20 protein-coding genes and 9 pseudogenes are annotated in these 25,577 nt (G+C 31.6%); 11 read left to right on the plus strand and 18 right to left on the minus strand.

Annotated features, from left to right (window positions below; genetic code table 11):
* Positions 1–305, plus strand: a pseudogene (locus U881_RS11845) (variable large family protein); the annotation flags it as partial.
* A 17-nt stretch (positions 306–322) separates the two neighbouring features.
* On the opposite strand, the pseudogene U881_RS10655 reads toward U881_RS11845, so the two are convergent.
* The 3 genes and pseudogenes from U881_RS10655 to U881_RS12650 form a co-directional block, all read right to left on the minus strand.
* Positions 323–805, minus strand: a pseudogene (locus U881_RS10655) (variable large family protein); the annotation flags it as partial.
* 281 nt (positions 806–1,086) lie between these two features.
* Entirely contained in the window at positions 1,087–2,076 is a 990-nt protein-coding gene (locus U881_RS0102690; RefSeq protein ID WP_051374033.1) for a variable large family protein, read from the minus strand.
* 528 nt (positions 2,077–2,604) lie between these two features.
* Positions 2,605–2,802, minus strand: a pseudogene (locus U881_RS12650) (variable large family protein); the annotation flags it as partial.
* Positions 2,803–3,015: 213 nt separating this feature from the next.
* Between U881_RS12650 and U881_RS12655 the strand changes: the two are divergent.
* Both U881_RS12655 and U881_RS13855 read left to right on the plus strand, forming a co-directional pair.
* Positions 3,016–3,180, plus strand: a complete 165-nt coding sequence (locus tag U881_RS12655; protein WP_160164777.1) for a hypothetical protein — start codon at positions 3,016–3,018, stop codon at positions 3,178–3,180.
* Positions 3,147–3,273, plus strand: a pseudogene (locus U881_RS13855) (variable large family protein); the annotation flags it as partial. The gene U881_RS12655 and the pseudogene U881_RS13855, both read left to right, overlap by 34 nt.
* Before the next feature lie 3 nt (positions 3,274–3,276).
* Here the strand turns inward: U881_RS13855 and U881_RS12660 are convergent.
* The 8 genes and pseudogenes from U881_RS12660 to U881_RS12235 form a co-directional block, all read right to left on the minus strand.
* A pseudogene (locus U881_RS12660) lies at positions 3,277–3,546 on the minus strand (variable large family protein); the annotation flags it as partial.
* A 311-nt stretch (positions 3,547–3,857) separates the two neighbouring features.
* Positions 3,858–4,019 (minus strand): annotated as a pseudogene (locus tag U881_RS12665) (variable large family protein); the annotation flags it as partial.
* A 179-nt stretch (positions 4,020–4,198) separates the two neighbouring features.
* Entirely contained in the window at positions 4,199–5,503 is a 1,305-nt protein-coding gene (locus U881_RS11480; protein ID WP_024653146.1) for a variable large family protein, read from the minus strand.
* Positions 5,504–6,324: 821 nt separating this feature from the next.
* A pseudogene (locus tag U881_RS10665) lies at positions 6,325–7,310 on the minus strand (variable large family protein).
* A gap of 190 nt (positions 7,311–7,500) precedes the next feature.
* Positions 7,501–7,596 (minus strand): annotated as a pseudogene (locus tag U881_RS13225) (hypothetical protein); the annotation flags it as partial.
* A gap of 246 nt (positions 7,597–7,842) precedes the next feature.
* A complete protein-coding gene (locus tag U881_RS13515; protein ID WP_268744150.1) occupies positions 7,843–7,974 on the minus strand; it encodes a hypothetical protein in 132 nt (43 codons plus the stop codon).
* A gap of 545 nt (positions 7,975–8,519) precedes the next feature.
* Positions 8,520–9,707 (minus strand): variable large family protein, encoded by a 1,188-nt coding sequence (locus U881_RS0102740; RefSeq protein ID WP_024653147.1) that lies wholly within the window; start codon positions 9,705–9,707, stop codon positions 8,520–8,522.
* Between the two features lie 330 nt (positions 9,708–10,037).
* Positions 10,038–10,787, minus strand: a pseudogene (locus U881_RS12235) (variable large family protein); the annotation flags it as partial.
* Positions 10,788–10,940: 153 nt separating this feature from the next.
* On the opposite strand from U881_RS12235, the gene U881_RS0102750 reads away from it, so the two are divergent.
* Entirely contained in the window at positions 10,941–11,189 is a 249-nt protein-coding gene (locus U881_RS0102750) for a hypothetical protein (RefSeq protein ID WP_024653149.1), read from the plus strand.
* 659 nt (positions 11,190–11,848) lie between these two features.
* Here U881_RS0102750 and U881_RS0102755 read toward each other — a convergent pair.
* The 7 genes from U881_RS0102755 to U881_RS0102785 all read right to left on the minus strand — a co-directional run bounded on the left by U881_RS0102755 (position 11,849) and on the right by U881_RS0102785 (position 16,867).
* Positions 11,849–12,397 (minus strand): chromosome replication/partitioning protein, encoded by a 549-nt coding sequence (locus U881_RS0102755; protein WP_024653150.1) that lies wholly within the window; start codon positions 12,395–12,397, stop codon positions 11,849–11,851.
* A 70-nt stretch (positions 12,398–12,467) separates the two neighbouring features.
* The gene (locus U881_RS0102760; RefSeq protein WP_024653151.1) at positions 12,468–13,223 is read right to left on the minus strand and encodes a ParA family protein; all 756 of its coding nucleotides are present in this window, start codon (positions 13,221–13,223) and stop codon (positions 12,468–12,470) included.
* Positions 13,199–13,759 (minus strand): DUF226 domain-containing protein, encoded by a 561-nt coding sequence (locus tag U881_RS0102765; RefSeq protein WP_024653152.1) that lies wholly within the window; start codon positions 13,757–13,759, stop codon positions 13,199–13,201. The genes U881_RS0102760 and U881_RS0102765 overlap by 25 nt, the downstream gene beginning before the upstream one ends.
* 9 nt (positions 13,760–13,768) lie before the next feature.
* A complete protein-coding gene (locus U881_RS0102770; RefSeq protein WP_024653153.1) occupies positions 13,769–14,923 on the minus strand; it encodes a plasmid maintenance protein in 1,155 nt (384 codons plus the stop codon).
* Positions 14,924–15,065: 142 nt separating this feature from the next.
* Positions 15,066–16,160: a DUF871 domain-containing protein gene (locus tag U881_RS0102775; RefSeq protein WP_024653154.1), complete on the minus strand. Its 1,095-nt coding sequence runs from the start codon at positions 16,158–16,160 to the stop codon at positions 15,066–15,068.
* A 39-nt stretch (positions 16,161–16,199) separates the two neighbouring features.
* Positions 16,200–16,511, minus strand: a complete 312-nt coding sequence (locus tag U881_RS0102780) for a PTS sugar transporter subunit IIB (protein WP_024653155.1) — start codon at positions 16,509–16,511, stop codon at positions 16,200–16,202.
* Positions 16,508–16,867 carry a PTS lactose/cellobiose transporter subunit IIA gene (locus tag U881_RS0102785; protein WP_024653156.1) on the minus strand — a complete coding sequence of 120 codons (360 nt, stop codon included), beginning with the start codon at positions 16,865–16,867 and terminating at the stop codon, positions 16,508–16,510. The genes U881_RS0102780 and U881_RS0102785 overlap by 4 nt, the downstream gene beginning before the upstream one ends.
* Before the next feature lie 196 nt (positions 16,868–17,063).
* Between U881_RS0102785 and celB the strand changes: the two genes are divergently transcribed.
* From celB to U881_RS0102835, 7 genes are all read left to right on the plus strand, one after another.
* A complete protein-coding gene (gene celB, locus U881_RS0102790) occupies positions 17,064–18,398 on the plus strand; it encodes a PTS cellobiose transporter subunit IIC (RefSeq protein WP_024653157.1) in 1,335 nt (444 codons plus the stop codon).
* Positions 18,399–20,166: 1,768 nt separating this feature from the next.
* Positions 20,167–20,304, plus strand: a complete 138-nt coding sequence (locus U881_RS12670; RefSeq protein ID WP_160164779.1) for a hypothetical protein — start codon at positions 20,167–20,169, stop codon at positions 20,302–20,304.
* A 30-nt stretch (positions 20,305–20,334) separates the two neighbouring features.
* Positions 20,335–20,526 (plus strand): hypothetical protein, encoded by a 192-nt coding sequence (locus tag U881_RS0102810; RefSeq protein ID WP_024653158.1) that lies wholly within the window; start codon positions 20,335–20,337, stop codon positions 20,524–20,526.
* 526 nt (positions 20,527–21,052) lie between these two features.
* On the plus strand, positions 21,053–22,144 hold the full coding sequence (locus U881_RS0102815) for a variable large family protein (RefSeq protein WP_024653159.1): 1,092 nt from the start codon (positions 21,053–21,055) through the stop codon (positions 22,142–22,144).
* A 374-nt stretch (positions 22,145–22,518) separates the two neighbouring features.
* Positions 22,519–23,001: a variable large family protein gene (locus tag U881_RS11485; RefSeq protein WP_235048122.1), complete on the plus strand. Its 483-nt coding sequence runs from the start codon at positions 22,519–22,521 to the stop codon at positions 22,999–23,001.
* Between the two features lie 1,029 nt (positions 23,002–24,030).
* Positions 24,031–25,041 carry a variable large family protein gene (locus U881_RS0102830; RefSeq protein WP_038363520.1) on the plus strand — a complete coding sequence of 337 codons (1,011 nt, stop codon included), beginning with the start codon at positions 24,031–24,033 and terminating at the stop codon, positions 25,039–25,041.
* Between the two features lie 143 nt (positions 25,042–25,184).
* The coding region (locus tag U881_RS0102835; protein WP_038363523.1) for a variable large family protein at positions 25,185–25,577 on the plus strand (393 nt) is incomplete at its 3' end.

Consider the following 25,577-nt stretch of genomic DNA (forward strand, 5'->3'; position numbering starts at 1 on the left):
AGTCTGGTGTAAAGATTAATACTGGTGATGCTGGTGCTAAAGTGGATAATGGCAATGGAATTAAGGTAGTGGTTCACAATGCTCAAGCTGATGCTGGTGCTGGTCCTAAATTAGCAGATGAAATAGCTAAAGCAGATCCATGGGCAATGATTGATAAGATTAAAAATGCTAAGATGGATGGGAATGCTGTTGATGCTGCTGGTGCAAATGCTCTTGGTGGTAATACTCAGAATGATAATGGTACTGCAAAGACTAATGCTGACTTAGCAGCTGCGGTAGCTCTTAAGGCAATGGTTAAAAAGGGTAGCAGTCTCAATTATTTTTTTACCTCTACAACAATTGCCTCAACTCCATCCTTATCAGCTGATGCAGGAGCACCACCAGAATTAGCATCACCAATTGGACTACCATCATTAATCACACCAGTAAGTTTAACTAATGCCGCAATTAATTTATCAAAAACATCATTTGTTCCTTTAATCGCATCCTCAACAATTTTAATTGTGCTCCCATCAACATTCTTAACTTCAGATATTTTAACTTCCAACTCGTTTAACTTATTCTTAGTTGTTGTAAGTCCTTCTCCGATCTTCTTAAAATGTTCTCCGACTTTACTTCTCTTATCCCCCGATTTAACAACATTAAATCCTAATGCATCACCAATGACATTCCCAAAAACGCCAAAAATGTCCTGAAATCCTTGCCCGATCTTAACTAAAGAATCTAAAAAACTATTCTTCTTCTTTAATATCCCTCTTTCTCTGCCAACATCTTTAGTCACACTAAATCCTAATGTATCTGCCATTAAACCTAAAAATGAATAAAAAACATTCTCCGCTACTACTTCCTACTCTCCACTAGATACTGACTCTGCTTTCTTATCTTCTTGTTTACTTGATTATCGCTATTGTTTTTGCTGGTCATCTTTGATCTTAGTAGCATTTGGATTACTTATTCAGAAACTTCATTGTTATTACCATATTACCTCTACTAAAATGTAAAAAAGGAACACAACTCTCCTGCACCAAGAGAGAAGCCTTCCCTTAAATAACTTTATTTACTTGTATATTCCTCTATTAACTCTCATTATTTCTTAAGTTCAGATGTTCTATTATCAGCACTTACAGGAGTGTCATTAGCATTAATTTTCATAGCCTCTTTAACGGCTTTAAAACCTGAATCAATAGTATGTCTTATAACAACAGTTAGAGTATCTAACGTCTTAGCAACAGCACTAACAGCCGCACCTTTAACAACAGTAGCATAATCAGCGTTCTCAGCAGTAGGACCAGCAAATTTACCACCCTTAGCCATTGCTCTTAAAGCTATACCACCTGCTACTTCCGCATCTTTGGGAGCAGCACCAGCGTTACCATCATTACTCTTAGCTAATTTGGCAGCTTTATCAGCTTTAACCATAGCTTGCAAGATATCAGCTCCAGTTACTGCTCCAACTGCCTTTGCTGCATCGGCTGCCGACTTCTTGGCATTTTCAGCAGTATCAGCGTTAGCAGAAAATAATTTACCTGCTTCACCATTCCCAGCAGCAGCATTGGCAGTCCTTGCAGTAAGACCATCAGCTTTTTTGTCAGTACCAGCATCATGTTTCCCTTCTTTAAGAACTACCTCTACCATAACTTTAATTCCATTAATCAATTTATCAACATTACCAACAACACCAGCATTAGTAGTAGCAACATTACCAATTAGTTCAGTACCTTCTGTTCCAATAGCTTCACTAACAATCTTAGCTCCGTCTATTATCTTATCAAGCGTCTCACTAACTAATTTATTTACTGCACTCTCTACTCCTGCCGCATTCGGATTTCCCTCCCTTTTCATATCAGCAACAATCTTTACAAGCTTATCCTTTGTCCCTTGCACAGTATCCTGAACAGTCTTAAAATATTTCCCAACATCCGATTTCTTACTCTCCACATTCAATCCCAACACACTCCCAACAATATCGCCAAAAAACGTAAAAACACTGATAAAATCATCTCCCAAATTTACCAAAGACTGTAAAAATTTGCTCTTAGATTTCTCTTCTTCCAATACTCCACTATTACATCCCATAATCAAAATAAGGAAACTAATTCCAATAACTCGTCTAACGCCCCCCCTCTCATCTTCCCAATACCCCCTCTCTTATCATAATTAACGTTTATTTGTCTAATTCCTCTCATCTACTTTTTCCCTCCTTAATCAACTCTTTAAAAACCCCCCCCCAATCTTTAAATCCTCAATTTAAAGCTCCCTTCTCTTCCCTTTCCTCTCTAGCTCATCTAAATAAGCCCTTCTACATAATCTCATCTAAATAAGCTCTCCTTACTCCTAAAAAAAGTTACTCAGAATACATCCTTCCTTCTCTTATCATTCCTTCCTTCTCTTTTTATAAGTTCCCTTCTCTTCTTTTATAAGTCTCTCCTTCTCTTTCTATCAACTTTACTCCAACAGAAAAAACGAAAGAAAAATGAATAAATAATAGGTACGATAAATGGGTGCTCAATAAAAAAACAAAAAAATAGATTAAGCCGATTAATTAAAATAGATATTTTTTATTGTTGTACACTAGCTGAGGATTCGGATGCCTGATCTTCTTGCTTAATTATAGTTCTCGTCTAATTTATCTTTCTCTAAACCACTATAAACAGTACTCCTTATTGCTATTATTAGAACACTTAATGTCTTATTTACTGCAATTGGTGATACACCATTCACTGCATACTCAGATTTACTCATTTGTAGCAGCAAATTTAACATCTTTTCCATTGCCCTAAATGCTATTCCTCCTGCTATTACTGCATCTTTTTTCCCTTATTCTTAGTTTCATTTATTATCCTCTTTATTAGCAACAACAATCTCAACAGTACCCTCTTCTCAAACTCACCAGCAACATTAACAGATTTGGCAATAAGCTTGCAATTTATTACTGAAACTTGAGACAAGATTACAGAAGGAGTAAAAAAAACAGCTCAAAGCGTTGAGGGTGAAGATGCTATAAGAAACGAGGAAATGCTAAACGCAATGAGAATGCCTTATCTGGGGCAAAAAGCAAGTGTTAACACACCTGTTAAGAGAATAAAGAAATTAGTTAGAACAGTTCTAAAGGACATTCTAAAGGACAAGGAAAGTTCAAAAGCAAAACTAAGACAGCAACAAATGAAAAGAAGTCAATAGGTAAGTTATTTGATGGTAAAGCTAATAGTACAGAAGCAGAAGAAGCAAACGATAAATGCATCAATAGGGGCAGTAAGTGGTGCTGATATATTACCCAACAACTATTTTAACTTCTTCATAATTCCCATTCTGTGCCACTTCTACTTGCAACTTCTCCTTAACTGAAATCATAGTCTTCCCAATATCATTAAAATACTTTCCTATATTGCTTCCCTTAGTATCTGCCTTAACTCCAAACGCATCAGACACCATATCCCCCCCAAAAAAAGTGACAAAAATATCTATAAACCCCTTCTTAAATTAGCTATAAAACTCAAGAAATACCTTCTATGGATCTTTTCCTCCACCATTACATCCCATAACCATCAATACACTGATTATAATTATCCCTCTAATTCTCCTTTTTTCCTTCTCTCTTTCTCTACTTTTTCAAGATCTCCTAAAAAACAAAAATGAAAGAAAAATTAATGAATGAAAATATGCATAGCAAACAAACATACGATAAATGAATAAAACTCATTTACCACCGAATATTCAAAAATAACATACACAAAAATAAAAAGTTATTACTAACCTTAATAACAACTTAAAATACCAACACACAAAAAAGGAAAACAACTTTCCTCAATAAAAAGAAAAGTGTTTCCCTTAATGACTTTTTTATTTAGTCTGACACTTTATTTAATAGCAGGGGTTTGAATAGTTCCAGTTTCTGAAGCATTTGTGCCAGGACTTTCAGAATATTTCATTCCCTTAACAACTTCTCTTACTTTCTCTAGATTACTACTTACTGTTTTCCTTATTATTAAATCCAATATTCCTAGTAGGTCATTTAGTGCACAAAACCAATATATACTCCCTTATCTCTAAAATCAGTTTTATTATTATTTTTTACCAATAAGATTCAAGAATACATATACCCCTATAAAAATGAGAAGCGCTTATCCAAGCACTTCTCACATAAGTTTTCATCTTTATGTACCTCTATATAAGAATTTAATCCCAAATATCTCAAGATTTATTTACTTATTCTTTGCAATGTTTGCGTAATAATTGAATCAAGCACACTTAACACCTTTTTAACAGCATTAGCTGCCGCTTCTTGAATTTTTGCAATATCATCATTATTATTGGTGTCCTTATAAGCTGAAAATTTACCACTCTTACTCATTGCCTTCAATGCAACAGCTGCCGCTAAGTCTGCATTACTTTTCGCACTAGCACCCTTATCATCACTAGTATAACCAGTAATTAACTCTCCTGCATCATTAGAACTCTTTCCACTAATACTTTCATTTGCCACATTAGCGTTTCTTATCTTATCAAGCATTGCCCATGCGTTTGCTTTATCTACTTCTTTAACAAGTGCAAAACCAGCCCCTACACCAAAACCACCATCATTTAAACTACTACCACTACCACCATTAAGAGCAGCTGGAGCAGAAGCATTATTAGTAGCAACTACAGGAGTATCAACAATATATTGATTTTCAATCTTTACCCCAGATTTTCCTGCAATTTCAACTATTTCTCTAATCCCTGCGATCATATCTTGAACACTTTTTCTATCAGAAATTTGAGAAGCCTTAGTAGCACTATCACTAATTTCTCCAACACCAATATTATCATCACCAGTAGCATCAACTAATTTATTTACAGCAGTTATCATGATATCAATACTTGAACTATTAATTCCTTTATTAAAAGTTCCCAACTTATTTTTTAATTTACCAAAGTATTCTTTTATTTTACCTCTCTTATCATTAGGATTGATTTCTATATCAAAATCCTCTTCACTACTAATCAAACTACTACTATTTTGTCCACTTAAACCAGATATAGAGTTGTAAGAGTCCTCAGAGAAATAAATGTTATTTGAATAATACTCCTCCTCACTAACCAAACTATTACTCTGTCCACTCATACCAGACAAAGAGTCTTCAGAAAAATCAACACTAAAGTTATGTGTTTCTTCTTCTATACCTCTAAGAGTTTTGCCTCTACCAAATCCACTTAAATTACTTACACTACCGGTCTCTCCTTTTTCACCTTTAAGAGGCCCACCTCCAGCAAATCCACTTATCTTATACCATCCTGGTGCAAGATCATCATCCTTACCGTCAACACTTGAAACAATCCCACTATTCTTTCCTTGTGGCAATTGAACTGCTTGATCGCTTAAAGTTTTATTGGTCATAGAATTAAAAATTAATGCATCTTTGTTGCCAGAAACATCTTTATTTTCGGCTATGAATTTATCTACTAAATCACATCCACTAAATAAAGAAGTAGTAATAATTAATAAACCTAATGGTTTTTTCATTTAAAACTCCTCTCACATAATTTATATATACAATAGACATTGTATATATTTAAAATAGAAAATATATATTGCATTTTAAAAAAAACAAAACATTTTTATAACTTTGTTTAAAAAAAACACTTAAACAAAATTATAATTTTAATATCAGTTTTGCAAAAAAATCTCCCTGAGCACTTAAAATTATTGACAATTCGTGTGGAGTAGATGATTTTTTACTCTCTAGTATGAATTGTTTAACAGAACAAGTATAGTTTAAAACAGACAAGTTAAGAAGCTAAAAATATCCTTTAAAGACAATACACAACTTAATTAATAATTCATCATTGTCCAAATAAATGAGCTTTTTCTTTCGAAAAAAAACCAGCAAACACAGAAAATTCACACAATTTGCATTTTCTACACGGTTAAATACAAACAATCAAACATAACATTTGACCTCAAGGGTTTCAGGAAATTTTTGGCATTTTTGATACTGATTTTAGATTTACTACTTTACGAGAACGGTCACAAGTAAGACATTTTGATAACTAAATACAAAAAAGCATTTTCATACTAAGCAGCCAATTTCTCAATTCAAAGTCGATCACTTCCACAAGATATCAACAACAATTCATTATTATTATCTCTTTTCTTTTTTTTATTTTCTTACTTTTTGCTTGCTTTCTTCTTATACTATAAATATCAAAATAGTTAAAAAAACTTAACTGAGATTACCGCCTTATCTTTAATATCACCAAAATGAAAAAAAAGGAAAAACCACTATCCTCAATAAAAAGAAAAGTGTTTCCCTTAAATGACTCTATTAATTAGCTACGCACATCTCATTCATTCTGATTATTGATTTTCATAGCTTCCTTAACATTCTTACATCCTTTATCAATAGTAGTTCTTATTGCAATAGTTAATGTATCTAATACCTTAGTAACTGCACTTAACGCTACTCCCTCCATTATTTTCTTTGCATCAGCAGCATTACTTCCATTAGCAAATTTACCGCCTTTTGCCATCGATCTTAACGCTATACCTCCTGCCATAACTGCATCTTTAGGAACAGCAACACCGGAAGCAGCAATGCCAGCAGAATTCTTAGCTAACTTAGCAGCATCACCATTATCTTTAATCATAGCTTTTAAAATATCAGCACCAGTTACGGCTCCAACTGCTTTTGCTGCATCCGCTGCCGCTTTTTTATCATCCCCAGCAGCTCCAGTACTACCGTCAAACAATTTACATGCACCGTCATTATTCCTTGCACCATTACCATCTTCAGCCTTTTTGTTATCACCAGCCTCAGCATTGCCTTCTTTAAGTACTGAACCTACGATACCCTTAATTCCTTTTATTAGACTATCAACTTCAGTTCCAACAGCACCGCCATTATTACCAGTAGCAATATTACCAATTAGTTCATCACCTTTAGTACCAATAGCCTCACTAACAGTCTTTGCTCCCTCTATTATCTTATCAAGCACCTCACTAACAAATTTCTTTACTTCACCCTCTACTCCCCCACCGCATTCGGATTCCCTTCTCTCTTCATGTCAGCAACAATCTTCTCAAGCTTATCCTTTGTCCCTTGCACAGTATCCTGAACTTTCTTAAAATATTTCCCAACATCAGATTTCTTACTCTCCAAATTTAATCCCAATACACTCCCAACAATATCCCCAAAAGATGTAAAAACACCAATAAAATCATTTCCCAATTCTACCAAAGACTGTAAAAATTTATTCTTCGTCTTCTCTTCTTCCAATACTCCACTATTACAGCCCATAATCAATATCTCAACCCTTATCACTCTATTCATCCTTTTTATTAGCCCATTATTTCTATGTACCTTATTATTTCTCTCTTTTCTAGGCATTTTCATTGAACAAAAAAAAGGCAACTCAGGCATATCTCCAAGATTGCTTTTTACTCATATTCACAAATGCTCTAATTTAATTTATTACTTCTTACTTTGACCCTGAAACTGATTCTTGTGGACCTTTCGCTTTTTATATTTTCCCTTTTATTTTATCAAGAACATTCTTTAGCATCCTCTTAATGATATCGTCCACTGCTACTAATAGCTTATTTTCTGCAGTTACTCCTATCCCTTATACTTCTCTTCCCCCTCCTGTAACATTATCCGATACTCCTAATGTTAATTTACTTGTGTTAGACCAATGACCATAAAGCTATCTCTCCCTTGCTACTGTTGCGTTTAAAGTATTGACACCCACTACGTAAGCATCTGATCCTCCTTTTGCAAAAAAATTACTCTTGTCTTTGCAATTACAGCCAGCTCCTAAAACGCATAACTTTCTTCTGACACAACTATTTATGCTAAAATCTCCTCACCACTTACAATTGCCAGTATCACTGATGCCTTTACCAGCATAATTTACCCTTGAACCATTAACAATTGTAACCAATTTATTATCTGCTTTTCCTGTTGCTTGTAATATAATAGAACCTGCCCCCAACACTTTAATACCTTTTATTTATTGCTGATTTTACTATATCTCCTGTAAATTCCTTAATAAAGGCTTTCTTCAATTCAATCTAATCTGGTTGTACTCCTGAACCAGAAACATCATTTACATAACCTAATAAATTATTATCACCTATAAACATTTATCCATATTTGTGGATATCTCAAAAGTCAGAACTTACAAAATCATGTTATTTTATTTTAAACTCAGAATCTAAGGATTAATTGTTAACTTTTTTCCTATTTCAATTACATTTCTTTAACACTTTTACTTATATTTCTTATTTATATTTTTTATTTCAATTCTGCCAGAATACTTGAAAACAATATATCAAGTTTTTTTTTAAATTATTTCTCTTAAATACACTTATTCAATCTTTTATAAAGAAAGGCATATAGAAAAGGAATTCTTAGTTTATGATCCCTTTTCTATATTAACGCTTGCCAAATAATTTTACATTTCTTTACAACCTTCAATTACCCATCACTAAATTTAATAGCAAATGCTAAAAATTTTAGCTTAAGTAACCCAAGATCATTTTACTTCTTGATAGCTTTGTTAAACTTATCAATCTCAATTTTCACTATCTGACTAATAATTGAACCAAGTGTATTCAATACTTTGTTAACAGCCTCAGCTGCAGCCTCTTTAATTTTTTGAACGTCGCTACCGATAGTATCATTATTGTGAACACTAAATCTACCACTCTTACTCATTGCCTTTAGTGCAACAGCAGCGGCAAGGTCTGCATCACTTTTTGCTCCAGCTCCCTTACTATCATTAGTATAACCAGTAATTAACTCTCCAGCATTATTCTCAGCCTTGCTACTAATATTTTCACGTGTAACTGTAGCATCCTTTATTTTGTTAATCATTGCCAACGCATCAGTTTTAGATACTACATCAGCAAGTGCAGAACCAGCTCCCTCTCCGATACCACCTTGACCACCATTAAGAGCAGCAACAGCACTAGTATTAGTTTTAGCCTCAACTTTATCTCCACAATCTCCCTTTATTTCAATCTTTACACCAGACTTTGTGGCAAGATCAACTATTTCTTTAATTCCACTAATAATAGCTTGAACACTATCTTTATCAGAAACTATAGAAGCCTTAGTTGCGCTATTGCCAATCTCTCCAATAGCAACATTATCATCACCAACAGCTCCAACTAATTTCTTTACAGCAGCAATCAATTTCTCAATAATCCCATCAACTTCCCTAACTCCATCACCTCCAGAAACATTAGGTTCAGAAGCTATACTTTTTGATGAACTATCCAATTTACTTTTAATATCTGTTAAACTCTTTTCTACTTTCTCAAAATATTCTTTTATCTTACTTCTTTTATCATCAAATTTAATAGCTGATGACTCAATGACAAAATCTCCTAACACACCACCAACAACCTTTAAAACATTAACAACATCAGAAGTCACGTCATTCACAAAATTCAAAGCAGAACCTGCAACCTGACTCACACCACTAATAGCAGCACTTCCAAATTCTTGAGCAACACCAATAATATCACCATCAACTGTTTCTACAATCTTTAAAGCAGCATTTCCAACTCCGTCTATTATTTGTCCCGGATCTTGTCCTATTATTTTTATTGCTGAGTCTCGCAAAACATCTTTATTTTCATCTAGCGATGTTTTTAACCCAGCTATAACATCACATCCTACAAATAAATTCATCATCATCAACAAACCTAATGGTTTTTTCATTTAAACCTCCATTTTAACTTATATTTCTATAATATTATCTAATATAGATCACATATCCTAAAAAAAAGAAAAAATTCCGTAAACATAAAATAAAATAAGAATATTTCAAAAATTAGGCAGTATTAAAAATAAAAAAATTAATTCTTTTAAATTATCTAGATTGATAGATATATTTAAAACAAATCTTATTTTCTTATATAATTTACATTAAAATAAATTTAATACATCACTTAATTGAACAAGAAAACATCTTCTCTGTTTTCCAATAGAGAAAAAAAGAAGTGTTTCCTTGAATGACTCTATTTATATTTATCTCCTATCAATAACCACTTATTGTTTACCAGCTCCTGCCTCTGCTGTTTTGATATCATTTGAAGATTTATCTTCTTGTTTAACTGTAGATAATGCTGCATTTATTGTTTTTAAACCACTATCAACAGTATTTCTTATTGAAATTATTAGAGTACTAAGTGCCTTACCAACTGCACTAGCAGCAACACCATTTACCGCATCAGCATCTTTAGCATTATTATTAGTAGCAAATTTACCATTCTTAGCCATGGCTCTTAAAGCAATACCTGCTGCAATAATCGCATCTTTTTTTGCAGAATCCTCTTTAATTTCTTTCTTGTTGCTAACAGCCGGAGCAATCGCAATCTCTGCTGCATCTTTAGCCTTTTCAATTCCATTAGTACTATCTACAGCAGGATTTTCCTTAGATTGTACTATAGCCTGCAAGATATCAGCTCCAGTTACTGCACCAATGCTTGCTGACGCCTTTGCAACATTTTCTTCTTTTGCATCGGCTTTATCACCATCAACAACAAATAACTTTCCAATATCTTTTTTATCATCTCCTGTCTTATTAGCATCTGCACTACCTTTATTATCTTTAAGAACTACGCCAACAATAGCCTTTATCCCTTTAACAATAGCTTTAACACTTGCTACATCAGCAGCCACTGCTGCTTGTCCCGTACTAGGAGCCCCACCGATCTTACCATCACCACTAGCACCACCAGCTACTTCCTTTGCTCCTTCTGCTATCTTATCTAAAGTCCCAATAATAAATTGGTCAATAACATATCATATTTTTTGGCTTTCATAGCATCATATTCATCTTTAAATGTACCATCTTATATAACGACATCAGTATACTCTGATCTTAAGTATCTATAAAACTACAGAAAGATATGAGAAGTATCTCAAATCTAACTTCACAAAGATAACAAAATGATAGAATATGCGCTGTTAATAAGAGTAAAACCCAATGACCAAGGTAAATTTGCCATTGAGAAAATGCAACCTTATGAATCAAACCAAGCAAACGAAAATGACATTTATCCTATTATTTACAATCTTCATTTGCCAAAAAATCAACCAACAATTCACCTTATTGGTGACAAAATATATAAAAATATTGCAAAAAAATATAAACGAGATCGATTTTCATACAAAAAACCAGCTCAATACTTTTATTGAGCAAAATATAGATTATTTTACAGATAAAATCAATCAATAAACATTTAAAAGATTTATCCAAAGATAAAGAAGGTATACAAGAATTACATATAATATCAAATTAAAAAATTAGAAAATTATTATCAATTAGATATCAAAAGTTATCAATTAGAACAACTAATTGCGGAATAAACCACCTCGGAAAAAGAAATTACTAAAAAAAATGAACCTATTACAAGCAACATTTACGATGCTTCTTATAAAAACTATTGACAACTCAAATTCTAGATAAGCTATAAAGGTTCAAAGAGAATGAAATTAATAAGATTAGTCAAAAAAGATAACTTTTTCTTAAAATAAAGTGTAAGCAAGTACTCCACCCATGGTTTATTTTATAAACCTTATAAACAATAATAATAAATTATATTGAAACATCAACGTCAAAAGCAATGAGGTATTAGGTTGCTAAAAATCTACGACTTAAAGCTTAATTAAGAATTCTTCCTTAGTAGAATGCTCAATTAAGCTCTAAAGGCTATTAAAAACCGATCATCTAAAGGTAGTCCTAACGTAACAGCACTACTAACGTTTATTATGATATAACAAATTGAAAATAAAATCAACTGATAAAATGTTGTACATTTAAAGAAATTTAATAAAAAAATAAATTCTATAAATAGTCAATTGTTCTCTAAATTTTTAAAGTCTTCCAAAAATTTCTTTAGCAAGATCTTGTTATCTGAAAAAATTGTATCCAATAAAAATTCTGCAAAGTCAGTATTTTTTTTATAAAAGTCATAAGTATCCTTTTTTTTGATCTGAAAACTTAAAAGGTTTGCCGTTTTTTTTGTGCAATGCTGTTTATTTACAGTTAAGCTTATTATCTCCCTATAAACACTCTTAAATCCCTTTTGTTTAATATCTTCTATTGTCACACTTCCATCTAATACCTTTTTGTAAATCTTTAAATACAAGAAAGCTTGACTTCTAGATATTATAAATTTAGATAAAAAATCTTCAAATTTTTTATGACCATCAATAAGATAAAGTTTTTTTTCTCTTATTTGATATAAAATCTGCATTGTTTTAATTTTATTTTCGATATTGTTTAGTATAATTCTACGTAATTGATCTTTATAACTCCTATATTCAAGTTCTTCGTCTTCAAATTTTTGAGTACTGCAATTCCTGACATTCAAAATGATTTCTCTTTTTCCTGAACTTGCCATTTAATACTCCTAAGCTCTTTCTATCATTTTTAATAAAGATATTTTTATTAAAAGTCTGCCGGCAGACTTTTTACAGTATGCTGTTTAATGCATTTTTAATCTCTTTGTAATATATTTCGTTATTGTTAGGTTCTTTTAATTCGTTGATAAGAACTTTTATGCTGTTAGAAAAGTGAATTCTTCCTTTAATAAAATTACTATATTCTGAGCGTAAGATTTCTTCAATATCCTTGAAAGTATTTCTGTTTTTCATAAATTGATTCTCTATTATCGATATGCTGATCTTTTTTTTCCTGATCATTTCAACTTCTCTGATTTCATCCATTAAGATAGGAAAGGATTCAACAGCCCATCTTTCAGCTTGGATGGGAATTATTACTTTGTCTGTAACATTTAGAGCATTATACGTCAATGAGCTAAGACTAGGTGGGGTATCAATTATTACATAATCGAAATCATATTCGCACAAATTTTTGTCAAAGTAAAATTCCAATATAAGTTCTTTATAAAGAATGTCTTCTTTGTCAAATTTGCACAAAATTGGGTGAGATGGAATGATGGAAATATTTTCGTTTATTTGGTTTACAAATTGCTCAAATGAGTATCTTTGTTCTCTCTTTAAAAGGTGATAAATATTATTTTCACTGATATTTCTTATGTATTTCAAAAAATAGCTGGTTAAACTATTTTGTGGATCTAGATCGACTAGCAACACTTTCTTGTTCATCTCTTTTATAATGTAGCTAGCTATGGTAGCTATCATACTTTTCCCAACACCACCCTTTACTGAGGCGATAGTTATTATTTCTGTTTTTTTTCTATCCATTTAATTATAATCCCCCTTTCTGGCAACTCTTTCTCGTAAAATTTATATACTCTTTTTTCTAGATCTGAAAGTTTTTTAATTAAAGATTCGTAATATTTAGTGTTGATTTTTTCTTTTTTTAACAAACGAGAAATTCCTTTGATATAACAAAAAACGCTTCCTCTTTTGAATCTAAATTCAATATAATAAACTTTCGAAAAAGTAGATACTTTCATGGTTCCATTTTCTTCATACCGTTTTACAACATTTTGTATTGGTTTACTGTATCCATAATAGATACCTAGAAATCTGTCATTGCCTTTTAGAGCAAATAGATTAAGTGCTTTGGCTTTTTCCTGGTCAAATAGTTCTCTAAAGGCAATAAAAAATTTATTTTTTTGTTTTTTATGAACACCAAATACTAATAAATCATTCATTATTTTTGTATGGTATAGATTTCTGTTATTATCAGTTTCTATTTTAATAAAGATGAGTTTGTCTTTTTTTTCTTTAATTTCTAGTTTTTTTTCTTTAAGACGTGCTAATATGTTTTCCATAATCATTTCCTAATTGACATTTTTTTCCAGGTTAAGAGAATCCTTTTTATTTTTTATTAGTTCTAATATTTCATTGTAGTAGTGATCGTTGAATACCTTATTATATTCTAATTTTTCCTGTTTGTTTAGATAATCCCTCAGTATTGGTACGAAGAAATTGACTTCCAGTTTATATTTAAATCGGTCAAATAATATGCTAAATATGTTGATTCTAGTGTTTTTTTTCTCTTCTTCTGAGTCTTTTTTGACACATTTTATTGACTTTTTGAGCTTGTTTATTATTTTGTTTAGGTCCTCATATTTTTCGTTTTCTATGATGAAATGCGGTTTGTTTTTGTATTTTTCGTATATTTTTTTTATTTGTACTTCTAACATTTTTCTGTCGTATCCTTTACTTTCTAGTTTAGTTTTTATGTCTTTTAGGACCTCATTCAGCTTTTCTTGTTTTATTGTAATCCTACTTGGAATTTTTTTTGTGGCTTTCTTTGCGATATTTGCTTTGTTGTGAGTTTTTTTTTCCATTTGGTTTTCATCTCTTTTTATTGCTTTAAATATTTCTATGGCATCAATTTTACAAATATTTAGATTTAAAATTAAAGAAAGCAAGTTATATTTGATATCGCATTTTTCTGCATATTTTTTTATTTGGTTTTTTTCTTGTGTTTGTAGTTTTTCTATTTTTTGTCTCTCTTCTTCTTTATTATTATATATATTAGTATTACATTCCTTTAATTCTACACTCCCATTTTTAATTTTTTGTTGATTTAATTCTTTTTGTACACGAGATTTAAATCTAGCATTTTTTTTGTCCTTGAAATACTTATTGATTTTGCGATAACATTCTTTTTTGGAATATCTAAGTTCATAGTAAACCTCAGTTCCCATATTAACGCCCAGGTGTTTATAATAATTATTTGTTACTTTTAGTTCTTTTTCTAATTTGTAGAGATAATTTTGTAGTGTTTTAATTTTAACTTCTTTTTGTTCGTTATTTTTTAAGTTGTTATTAAAGTAGTGAAGTATTTTGTTTTGTGTGTATTGTTCAAAGTTTAAGTTCACATAATTTATTGTTGATGTTAAAACTATTAATTTGTGTTGATGCTTGTTATGGCAAGTTGGTTTTTCTGTGTTTTTTGGTTTTTCTATGTTCTCTGTGTTTTTCATTTATTAAACTCCCTTAGATGAATATCTAATATTCATAATAACGCAATATTTATTTAAAAGTAAACTGTTTTTAAACTATTTTTAATTTTTAATAGAAAAATAATTTTTAAATGTCAATTTACTGTAATATTAAGTTTGTCATTTATGCTTCCACAATTTTGAACTTCTCCCAAGGTTCCATTTCGTCAAGAAAATATAATTCTTCTTCATGTATCCTACCAACTACATTAACAAGCCCATTGTTAGGTGTATCTTTTAAGGCTATTTGAAGCTCACCTGAATATCCTAAATATTCTGAAGAGTCTATTAGTATATCGCCTCGTTTTATTTCGTCGGGAGAGTGTATTATGAAATTTTTATCCTTATAGTATGTTCTTGACATGGTTGATCTAATTCTGTAGGGAGTAATATCTCCTCTATTGAAATGTAGCATATCTAAAATTATTTCTCTTTCTACTGGGTTTATTTTGGGATTTAGATAAGATTTTAATTCTAGTACGTATCTATTTACTTTAGCTACCTTTTCTAGTTCTAAATCACTTGGAAAACAATTTGAAATGAGTACTGCATCCATGCCTTCTTTAAATAGATCTTTGGTTTGGAGTTCGATGTCTTTATTTCTATGTTCTTCTAATGTAGGAATACCATCTTTTTCCAGTCCTCTTGCGCATTCTTCTGCTACCAAGGAACTAACAAATGCTGCTGTAGGTACTGAATGTTGCTTAAATACTTTTGTAGTTTCTTTAAAAAAATCTCTTGGGAGTCCTGTGTATTTATGTGGATAAAAATTATGACATCCCAATAAGTTTTTTTTGTTTGGTTTAAAGAACATTATTGTCTCTATATGTTTATTTATACTGCTCATGTTTAATTCTATTTTTAAATTAGAATCATTGAATGTCATTAAGGATTCTTGAATACCATAGAATGAGTCATCAAGTCTAATTGCCCATACTCCGAGTCTTTTAAAATAATCGAGTTTAGAGCAGTTCCTAAGATCTGTCATATCAATACCAAGTTTTTTAAAGACATTGGGAGTAACATCAACAATAGGTTTCATTTGGTACTTATTAGCTACATCTAATACTTCTTTAAAAGTATTAAATTCATCACCTTCAATATAAAGAAAAGACGTGAATACTCTGCTGAAACCTAGAGATGCACTTTTTTCAATGTACTCAATAATTTTGTTTTTGGAACTTATATTAGGATATATTGATATTCCTATTTCTTTCATTGTAAATCTCCTTTTTATATAAGATATTTATTAATTGTATTAAATATATTTAGATGCCGCATTAATGGCAAATTTTACTACATTCTCTCCGTTCATTGTCCCGTAATCAATTGTATTTATTAATTCAATAGGAATGTCTTTTGGTTTGGCGATTTCTTCTAATCTTGTTTTGATAAATCTGACTTGTGGTGCTAATAAGACAATATCAAAATTACCAACTGTTTCATTAAATTTGATTGCGGCAACAGATTCAATTTTTACATTCATATTGTTAACTTCAACATACTTTTTCATCTTTTGTTCTAGCATACTTGTGGACATTCCTGCTCCACATACAAGTAATATTTTCATTTTTTTTCCTTTTTTATAAATTCATTAGTTATTTTATAAAGACCTATCAATTCCTCAAAAATGTTTAATTCAGACATTGTAGACATTAAATGATCTTCTGCGTGAATTAAAATAAATGGTATTTTGATATTGTCTGGATTCGTTGTTGAATATTGTATTACATGCCTATGTGCCTCATGTGCTTTTTCAAGAGATTTTTTACTTTCTTCTATTATTTCTTTAGATTTATCATAGTTGCCAATCTTTGCATGTTCTAATGCTTCTCGTAAAAAACTTTTGGCTTCTCCAGAATATGCTATAACAGGCATTATTACGTCATCTATTAATTTTTCAATTGAATATGTTTTTTTATTCATTCTAAATAGATCCTTCTTTTTATTTTAGTTTAATAATTTCTTTTGATGATATTTAATTATATCAAATAATATTATTTTTTAATATTAATATTTAATTTTAATTAATCTATATAGATAATATATTCAATTATAAATTGATATGATAGTATTTATATGTATATTATTAAAATTGATAATTATAATATTGGAGGTTCTTATGAGATTGCAAGGATTTATTGAGATTTGCTTGATTCCTATAGTTAGTAAAATTGCTTCAAATAAATATTTAATTGCTGTTAGAGATGGTTTTGCTTTTTCAATGCCGTTTTTAATAGTTGGGTCTTTTGTTCTTCTTTTAACTAATTTGCCGTTTGCTGATACCAATAATTTTTTATATCAACAATGGTATGTTGATATAATGGCACTATATAAAGACAATCTTATGCAACCCTTTTATGTAAGCATGGGAATTATGGTTATCTTTGTGGTTTTTGGGATTGGATATAGTTTGTCAAACTTTTATAAAATTAGTGGTGTTACAGGAGGATTGATTTCTCTTTTTATATTTTTAATTTTAGGGGGACAATCGGGTTTAATATCTTATGGAGGAGATATGCCTAAATGGACAATTCTTCCTGAAGGATTATTTCCTGTTATTGATGCAAGATATCTTGGTGCTCAAGGTGTATTTACGGGTATTGTTGTTTCAATTTTTTCAGTTGAAGTATATAGATTCTTAATAGAAAAAAAAATGATAGTGAGACTTCCAGAAAGCGTTCCTCCTGCAGTCATAAAATCCTTTGAAGCTTTAATACCTGTTTTTTTACTTACAGTTATTGCACAGAGTATAAATATATTTGTTCAAAGTGTAACAGGGAGTTTGTTACCCGAAATCATTATGAATGTGTTTAGACCTGTTTTATATGTTAGTGATACTTTGTTTGGTACTTTGATTATCGTGTTTCTTATTAATATGCTTTGGTTTTGTGGACTTCATGGAGGTGGGATTATTGGTGCCTTATTGAATCCAATAACTTTGACAAATCTTGAGATTAATGCAAGAGCTTTGTCAGACAATCAACCTTTGCCTCATATTTTAGCCGGTGGATTTCTTGATTTGTTTGTACATATCGGTGGAAGTGGTGCTACGCTTGGTCTTGTAATTGCTATGATGTTAAGTAAAGCTAAACATTTAAGGGCTATTGGTAGACTTTCTTTTGTTCCAGGTATTTTTAATATCAATGAACCTGTAACTTTTGGAGCACCCATTGTTTTGAATCCAATTTTAGGTATTCCTTTTGTTGTGATTCCATTAATTAATACCATTATTTCATATTTGTTAACAACTTTAGGAATGATTGATAAAGTTAGAATTTTGGTTCCTTGGACAACACCATCTGTATTGGCAAGTTTCATTGCTACAGGTCTTGATTTAAAAGCGCTTATTTGGTCTATTATATTGATCATGCTCTCTACGTTAATGTATTTACCTTTTTTAAATGCTTATGAAAAAGTACTCTTGCTGAAAGAGCAAAATGCTAGGACTTTCTAAATGTAAGTAGAGGAAAATAAACTAATATGAAAACTAATAGTCAGGAGAATTCAATTAAGTTATCTAATAAATAAATATTGTATTTTTTTGTTTGCTCAGAAAGCTTGTGGTTCAAGTCGCAATGTTTATATTGTTAGTCATTTGTAATTCAATCTATGAATTTATGGCATAGGCATGTGAGTTTGGATTATATACAGCTGTAAATAGCAATCGATTTAAGGTTGCAAATGTGTTGAATGGATCTGTTGTTGTTGTGAAAGATGGTTATCTTAATATAATTTTGTTTGTGTGTTATTGTTGTCTATTTGTCTTGATATATTTTTAGGAATGGTGTTTTGTGGTGTTATACAAGTTGTTAAATGTAGTAAGAGCAGTTTAAAACCAAAGTTGAAGAAAGTAAATGAATTTCTTGAATTTATTAAATCTAATTTAAAAGATGACAGTTGTATTATAAAGTCATAATGAATCAAGATCTCAAGTTAATCTCAAGTTATTGCATTGTAGAATAAAGAAGTATTTGTCAGATTTAAAGGATAGTGGTTTGATTGTATGAAAGAAACAAAGCTTTATGTTTAATATGGATGTAGATAATTTTTTTAGTGAATAAAACAGGGAAAAAATCTTGGCGCTCAATTCAGAATAATAGATTTGGCTTGGAGCAATGGGTGAAATTGAAATTTTAGTTAAATCAATATATGAGTTGTCTAAAACAATAAGTGGGATGTAACAATGGATCTGGGCTTGTAAGTTGTAGCTAATATTCTGTTTTGCTCTTGTGTTGTTCTTCATTTAGGTTTTTAGTAGTGAGGTTTGGAATTACTGAAGCTAAAAATAGGCTATCTAAATAGGCTATAAGGATTTAATCACACTAAAAGGACTCAGTTTTTGCAGGGGAGAGAGATATTCTAAGAGTAATGGCAAAGGATGGTAAATTTTATGCTAAGAAAATGAGTATAAATATTAGTATAAATATATTGATGCAGTAAATGTTGTAGTTGCTATTGAAGTAAATAAGATATTCATTACCATAATAATAGTAATGAGAAATACTATTGGTAATGATTTAAAAAATATCAATAAACGTTAACTATATAATTAGACAATAAAACAAGTTAGGGGAAGCAGTAGTTAGTGGATAACAATAAATGTTCATCGATGAAAATCAGTGAAATAAAATAAATTTATTTAAAAGGAATATTTCTGTTTTTGTGATGCATAGGGAAAAATGTTTTTTTTTAAGTTTGAATGATTTAAATACATCTCTTTTATAATTTTTATTAGGCATTCATTTGTCATGTTTGTATTTGATGAATGCGTTTCATTTATTTATTTTTGTTTTTTATTTTTGTTTTGTTTTTAAAGTAATCCTGTAAATATATAAAGAAAGGATTAGAAGGGACTAATGGGAATTTAAAGGAGATAGCAGGTGAAATTTCTAGTTCAAAGAATGTTGAAGAGAGCACAATTTAAGCTTTTAAGGGTGCAATTAAAGGAGCAAATGAAATTTTTGATCAGTTAATTAGTGCTTTAGCTAGATTAGCTGGTGTGATTAGAGACAATTTTTTGCTTGGTGATATAAGATTATTGTTGCAGGTGTAAACACAATTATTGAAGCGTTAGAGAAGTCTTATGTGAAGGACGGTGATAAAATTGAAAAAGGAAATATTGGTGGTGATAATGCTTCTAATGTTCCTGTTATATTGACATGCCGATAATGTTGCTAGCCAGAAAGCTAGTGCCAAGCTAATAGATGAAATATGGAAAGTAGATGCATGGGGTAATGATTGATAAGTTAAAAGATTTTGAAACTAATCCTTTTGTTAGTGCCGTTGTTATCAATTATGATGCTGGAACATTAGTTGCTGGTGGTATTGTTGTTAACGGTCCTGGAGCAACGAGTAATTAAGTTCTAATAGCAGTATTATTTCTTAAGGTCATGACTGGGAATGGTAAACTTAGTGCTTATAATGCTAATAGATGTAGTACAAGTAGTATAGCTGCAAGTGCTGTACGTGTGCTTATTAGGCAAGCAGTAAATTTTTGGCTTGGTGCAATTAGAGAAGCTGTTAAAGGAATAAAATATTCTGAAACTTATAGAACTAATGCTTTAGAAGTTGGAACTATTTAATCTACTGCTATTAAGTAAATTAAGTAAATAGTTATGCTACAAAATAGGGTCAATTTAGTAAAGTGCTTTTTCCTTTGTGGGGGAGGAGAGGGAATTGTTTTCGTTTTTGGCATTTTAGTATCTCTTATGAAATATTTTTCATTTGTGCGTTTAATAAGAGAATTTCAATTTATGTATCGTTCATTTTTCTTTCGTTTTTTCTGTTGAAGTAAAGTTGATAGAAAGAGAAGAAGAGACTCAATAAAAAAGATAAAAGAGACTCAATAAAAGAGAGAAGGGAACTTATAAAAAGAGAAGAAAGGAATGATAAAAGAAGAAAAAGAAGAGAAGGAAGTATGTATTCTGAGTAACTTTTTTTAGAAGGAAGATGAGATTAGTGAGGAGAGCTTATTTAGATAAGCTAGTGAGGAAAGGGAAGAGAAGGGAGCTTTAAATAAGAGGATTTAAAGATTGGGGGGAATTAAAGAGTTGTTAAGGAGGGAAAATTATGATGAGAGGAATTAGAGAAATAAAAACTAAAGAAGAAATGAGAGGGGGTATTGGGAAGATGAAGACGATTGTCAAGAGAAGTTTGCTTATTATTATGATTTTGGGAATGATGGGATGTGGACAACAAGAACAGGAACCAGGGAAACAGAATGGCGTTGGGAGTGGATTAAGTGGTGCAATGATGGAAGTTGGGAGGAGTGCTGAGAATGCTTTTTACGCATTTATAGAATTAGTATCAGATGTGTTGGGATTTGCGGCAAAAACGACTACAAAGAAGGAGGATGTAGGGAGATATTTTGGCAGTCTAGGTGGTAAGCTTGCAGAAGCGTCACAAGAGTTAGAAGAAGTAGCGAAAACATCAGAAGCGGGTGTTGACAAAAGTGGTTCATCGGAAAATCCCATTAGAGAAGCGATTGATACAGCTAAGGAAGTTTTAGGGACATTAAAAGGACATTTGGACTTGTTAGGGCAAGTAGGTGATGACAAAGTAGTAGGTGAGGCATCAACTGATGCTCAGGGAACAACAGTTGATGAGGCTGAATTAAAGAAGGCATATAATGCATTGAAAGAAATAGTAAAAGTAGCAACAGATACAGGTGTTAAAGCATTAGAAGTAGGAGCTACGACACTAAGTATTAATGGAGTAGATAATAAAGATGGAGCTAAAATATTGGCTACAGGTAACAAACCAGGAGCATCAGATGCATCTAAAGCGGCAATAATATTAACAGCAGTGAGTGGTGAAGAAATGTTAAGCTCAATAATTAAATCAGGGGAAAATGATTCAGTGCTAGGAGCGGCTGCAAAGGCAGATACAAGTGCAATTTCTTTTGCGAAAGGAGGATCAGATGCTAACCTAGCTCAAAATGCTGCTAAAGCGTCAGCAGTAGCAGGAGGTATAGCATTACGTTCATTAGTTAAGAATGGAAAACTAGCGTCAGGAGCAGCAGATGGTCAAGCAGGAGGAAAAGAAGAAGTACAAAAAGTAGGAATCAGTGCAGTAAATAAGTTATTGGTAGCAGTGGAAGAAATAATTAAGAAAGCAGTAAAGAATGTTATTGGGGAAGTAAAAGGAAAAATAGATAAAGCACGAGATTCAAAAGGATCACCTTCAGAACCAAATAAATAATAAGGAAAAATATAAATAATAAATTTATCGAGAGTAGGAGGCAATCTTGGAAAATGTGTTTAGGTTGTCTTCTTTTCTATTAAATGGAAAAAGAAGAAATTCAATATAATAGATAGATTTTAAGACAATTCAGTAAACTGTGCAAAGGACTAAGGATGAGCTTGAGAAAATTGTTGCTGATATGAAAAGTGAAGGGAATTTGAATGCTGCTAGTACAGAGACTGTTGTTACCTAACACACTTGATAAAATCATTGAGGGAGGCAAGTGAGGCTGATGCAAAGGGTGCTAGTTGATTGCTAATGTTGTGTCAGGATGTAGGAGCTGTTGGTTTTAGGTAAATGCAGTTAAGTTTCTTACCGAAGGAATTGGAGAGATTGTAAATGTAGTACTTAAAAATGAGGGTAATCCTGAAGCTTGGGATGCTAAAAAGGCTGTTGATCTTGGTAATCGTTCTGTTACTTCTGCGGGCATGTTATTTGCTAATAGTAATGTTGGTAATGCTGATGATGTAACAAAATCAGTAGCTGATGCAGTAAAGGCTGTTGGAGCAGTAATCGGTGCTAACATTTTGCAAGTTATTGTTAAGTCTAATGATGCTGCTACATTAGCTAAGCACAATAGTGGTAATGTTAATGCTGCTAATGGTAAAAAGGATGCAGTGGTGGCTGTAGGAATAGAGCGTTGCGAGCAATGGCTAATAATGGTAAATTTGCTGGTCCTAATGGTGGTGCTAATGCTGTTGCTATCAAAGGAGCAAGCAATAAGTGCAGTAATTAAGGCATTAGATACATTAACTGTAGCAATAAGAAAAGCAGTTTACGCAGGACTAAAACAGTTAAAGAAGCAATTAGAATAAATACAAATTATACTCCTGTAACTTTTGATAAGGACACATCTGAAGGAAAATAATTGGATAGGAAATAGATGATTAAATAAAATCATTTAAGGAAAAACACATCTTTTTATAAGAGTTGTTTTCCTTTTGTTTTGATCTAGTTCTTTTGGTTACATAGGGGTAAAAGGGGTTATATGATGATGCGGGAAAATTTTTGATGTTACTTATTGAAATTATTGATGATGTAACAAAATCAGTTGGAGCGATAACTGGTGCGAAGTAAAGACTTGAAAGGATTTATAACTTGATGTTGTTATTGAAGTTGTGAAAGATTGGAATGTTAAACTATCAGAAATTTTGATTTTTAACTGATTTATTAAATAAATTAGAAAATAGTTGCAAGTAATTTTAAAAAGCTACAATTAAACAAGAGGATAAGTCAGCAAAAGTAGCGGTTAGTGTACAACAATAGATCATTGTCAATAAAAATTAGTAAATAAAATTATTTAAAGGGAATATTTCTCTTTTGCTTTGTGATGCATAGGTGGGTAGATGTTTTCTTTTGAAGTCAAGTGATTTCAATATTTTTTTATAAAAAGTTATTTCTGTTGCTAATCTTAATGCTGCTGGCAATGGCAAGGTTAGTGAAGCTAACGATGCGGTTAAGGGTATATCATTTATTCATTTTTATTTCATTTTTGCTGTTGAAGTAATGTTAAGAAGAGAAAGAAGGAATCTTATAAAAAGAGAAGAAAGGAATGATAAAAGAAGGAAGGAATGATAAAAGAAGAAAAAGAAGAGAAGGAAGTATGTATTCTGAGTAACTTTTTTTAGAAGGAAGATGAGATTAGTGAGGAGAGCTTATTTAGATGAGATTATGTAGAAGGGCTTATTTAGATGAGCTTAGAGAGGAAAGGGAAGAGAAGGGAGCTTTAGATAAGAGGATTTAAAGATTGGGGGGAATTAAAGAGTTGTTAAGGAGGGAAAATTATGATGAGTGGAATTAGAGGAATAAAAGATAAAGAAGAAATTAGAGGAGGTAGTGGGAAGATGAGAGGCATTAGACGCATTATTGGAATTAGTTTAGTTATGGTGCTTATGGGATGTAATAGTGGAGTATTGGAAGAAGAGAAATCTAAGAATAAATTTTTACAGTCTTTAGTTGATTTGGGGAATGATTTTTTGAATGTTTTTACTTCTTTTGGGGATATGGTTTCTGGAGCATTAGGATTTAAAGCGGAGTCAAAAAAATCGGATGTTGGAAATTATTTTAAGAATATAGAAGACAGCTTAACTACAACTAAGACTGTCCTTGAAAAAATTGTGTCTGATATGAAGGATGAAGGAAATCCTAATGCGGCTGGGGTAGAGAGTGCAGTAAGCAAATTTGTTAGTGAGACACTTAATAAGATGATTGACGGAGCAAAGACAGTAAGTGAGGCTATTGGTGATGCGAGTGATCCAATTGGTAATGTAGCTGCTGATAATAATGGTGGTGCTGCAGGTGCTGATGTTGACAAATTAGTTAAAGGAATTAAGAAAATTGTAGAAGTAGTACTTAAAGATAAGGGGAAAGCTGATGCTGGGGATGATAAGAAAGCTAGTGATGGTAGCACTGCAAGAACTGCCAATGGTGGTAATGATGAAGCAGGAAAGTTGTTTTCTTCAGCTAATGCTGGTGATGCTGCTAATGCAAAAAAAGCTTCAGCTGATGCATCTAAGGCAGTTGGAGCCGTAACTGGTGCTGACATCTTAAAGGCTATGGTGAAAGATAATAATGCCGTTAATGCTGTTGCCGCTAATGCTAAAGATGCAACTATAGCAGGAGCTATAGCATTAAGAGCGATGGCAAAAGATGGTAAATTTGCTGGTCCTAGTGCAGCTGCTGTTGAATATAATACTGGAGTAAAAAATACAGTTGTAAGTGCAGTTAATAAGGCACTAAATACACTAACTATGGCAATAAGAAAGACAGTAGATGAAGGATTTAAAACTGTGAAAGAATCTATGAAACTTAATACTGCAAGTGAAAAGCCTTTAGCTATTTCTGATAAGAAATAATCTTAAATAAAACCGGTAAAATAAAATTAGTATATAATAATAAAATTATAGAAATAAAAGGCTGTCTTACTAAGAGGGCCTTTTATGGTTTCATATTAAATGTAGCAATCTTAGTTTCGTCAATTATCTTATGAAGAAGGGAAATGATAATTAGTTTGGTGTTGATGGTGTTGGTTATGGGATGTAATAGTGGGTTGTTGGCTGAAAAAGAGGGATTAGAGAATAGGAATAGTTTTTTAGAGACTTTGGTAGAGTTGGGAAATGATTTTATTGGTGTTTTTACTTCTTTTGGTGATATTGTTGGGAGTGTATTAGGGTTGAATGTTAATTCTAAGAAATCGGATGTTGGGAAATATTTTAATACAGTGCAGGAAACTGTGCAAGGGACAAAGGATAAGCTTGAGAGAATTGTTGCTGATATGAAAAGAGAAGGAAATCCGAATGCGGCGGGAGTAGAGAGTGTGGTTAATAAATTTGTTAGTGAGACGCTTGACAAGATAATTGGGGGAGCAAAGACTGCTAGTGAGGCTATTGGT

Origin of the sequence: Borrelia persica No12, assembly GCF_000500045.1 — a bacterium.
Classification (GTDB): Bacteria; Spirochaetota; Spirochaetia; order Borreliales; family Borreliaceae; genus Borrelia; species Borrelia persica.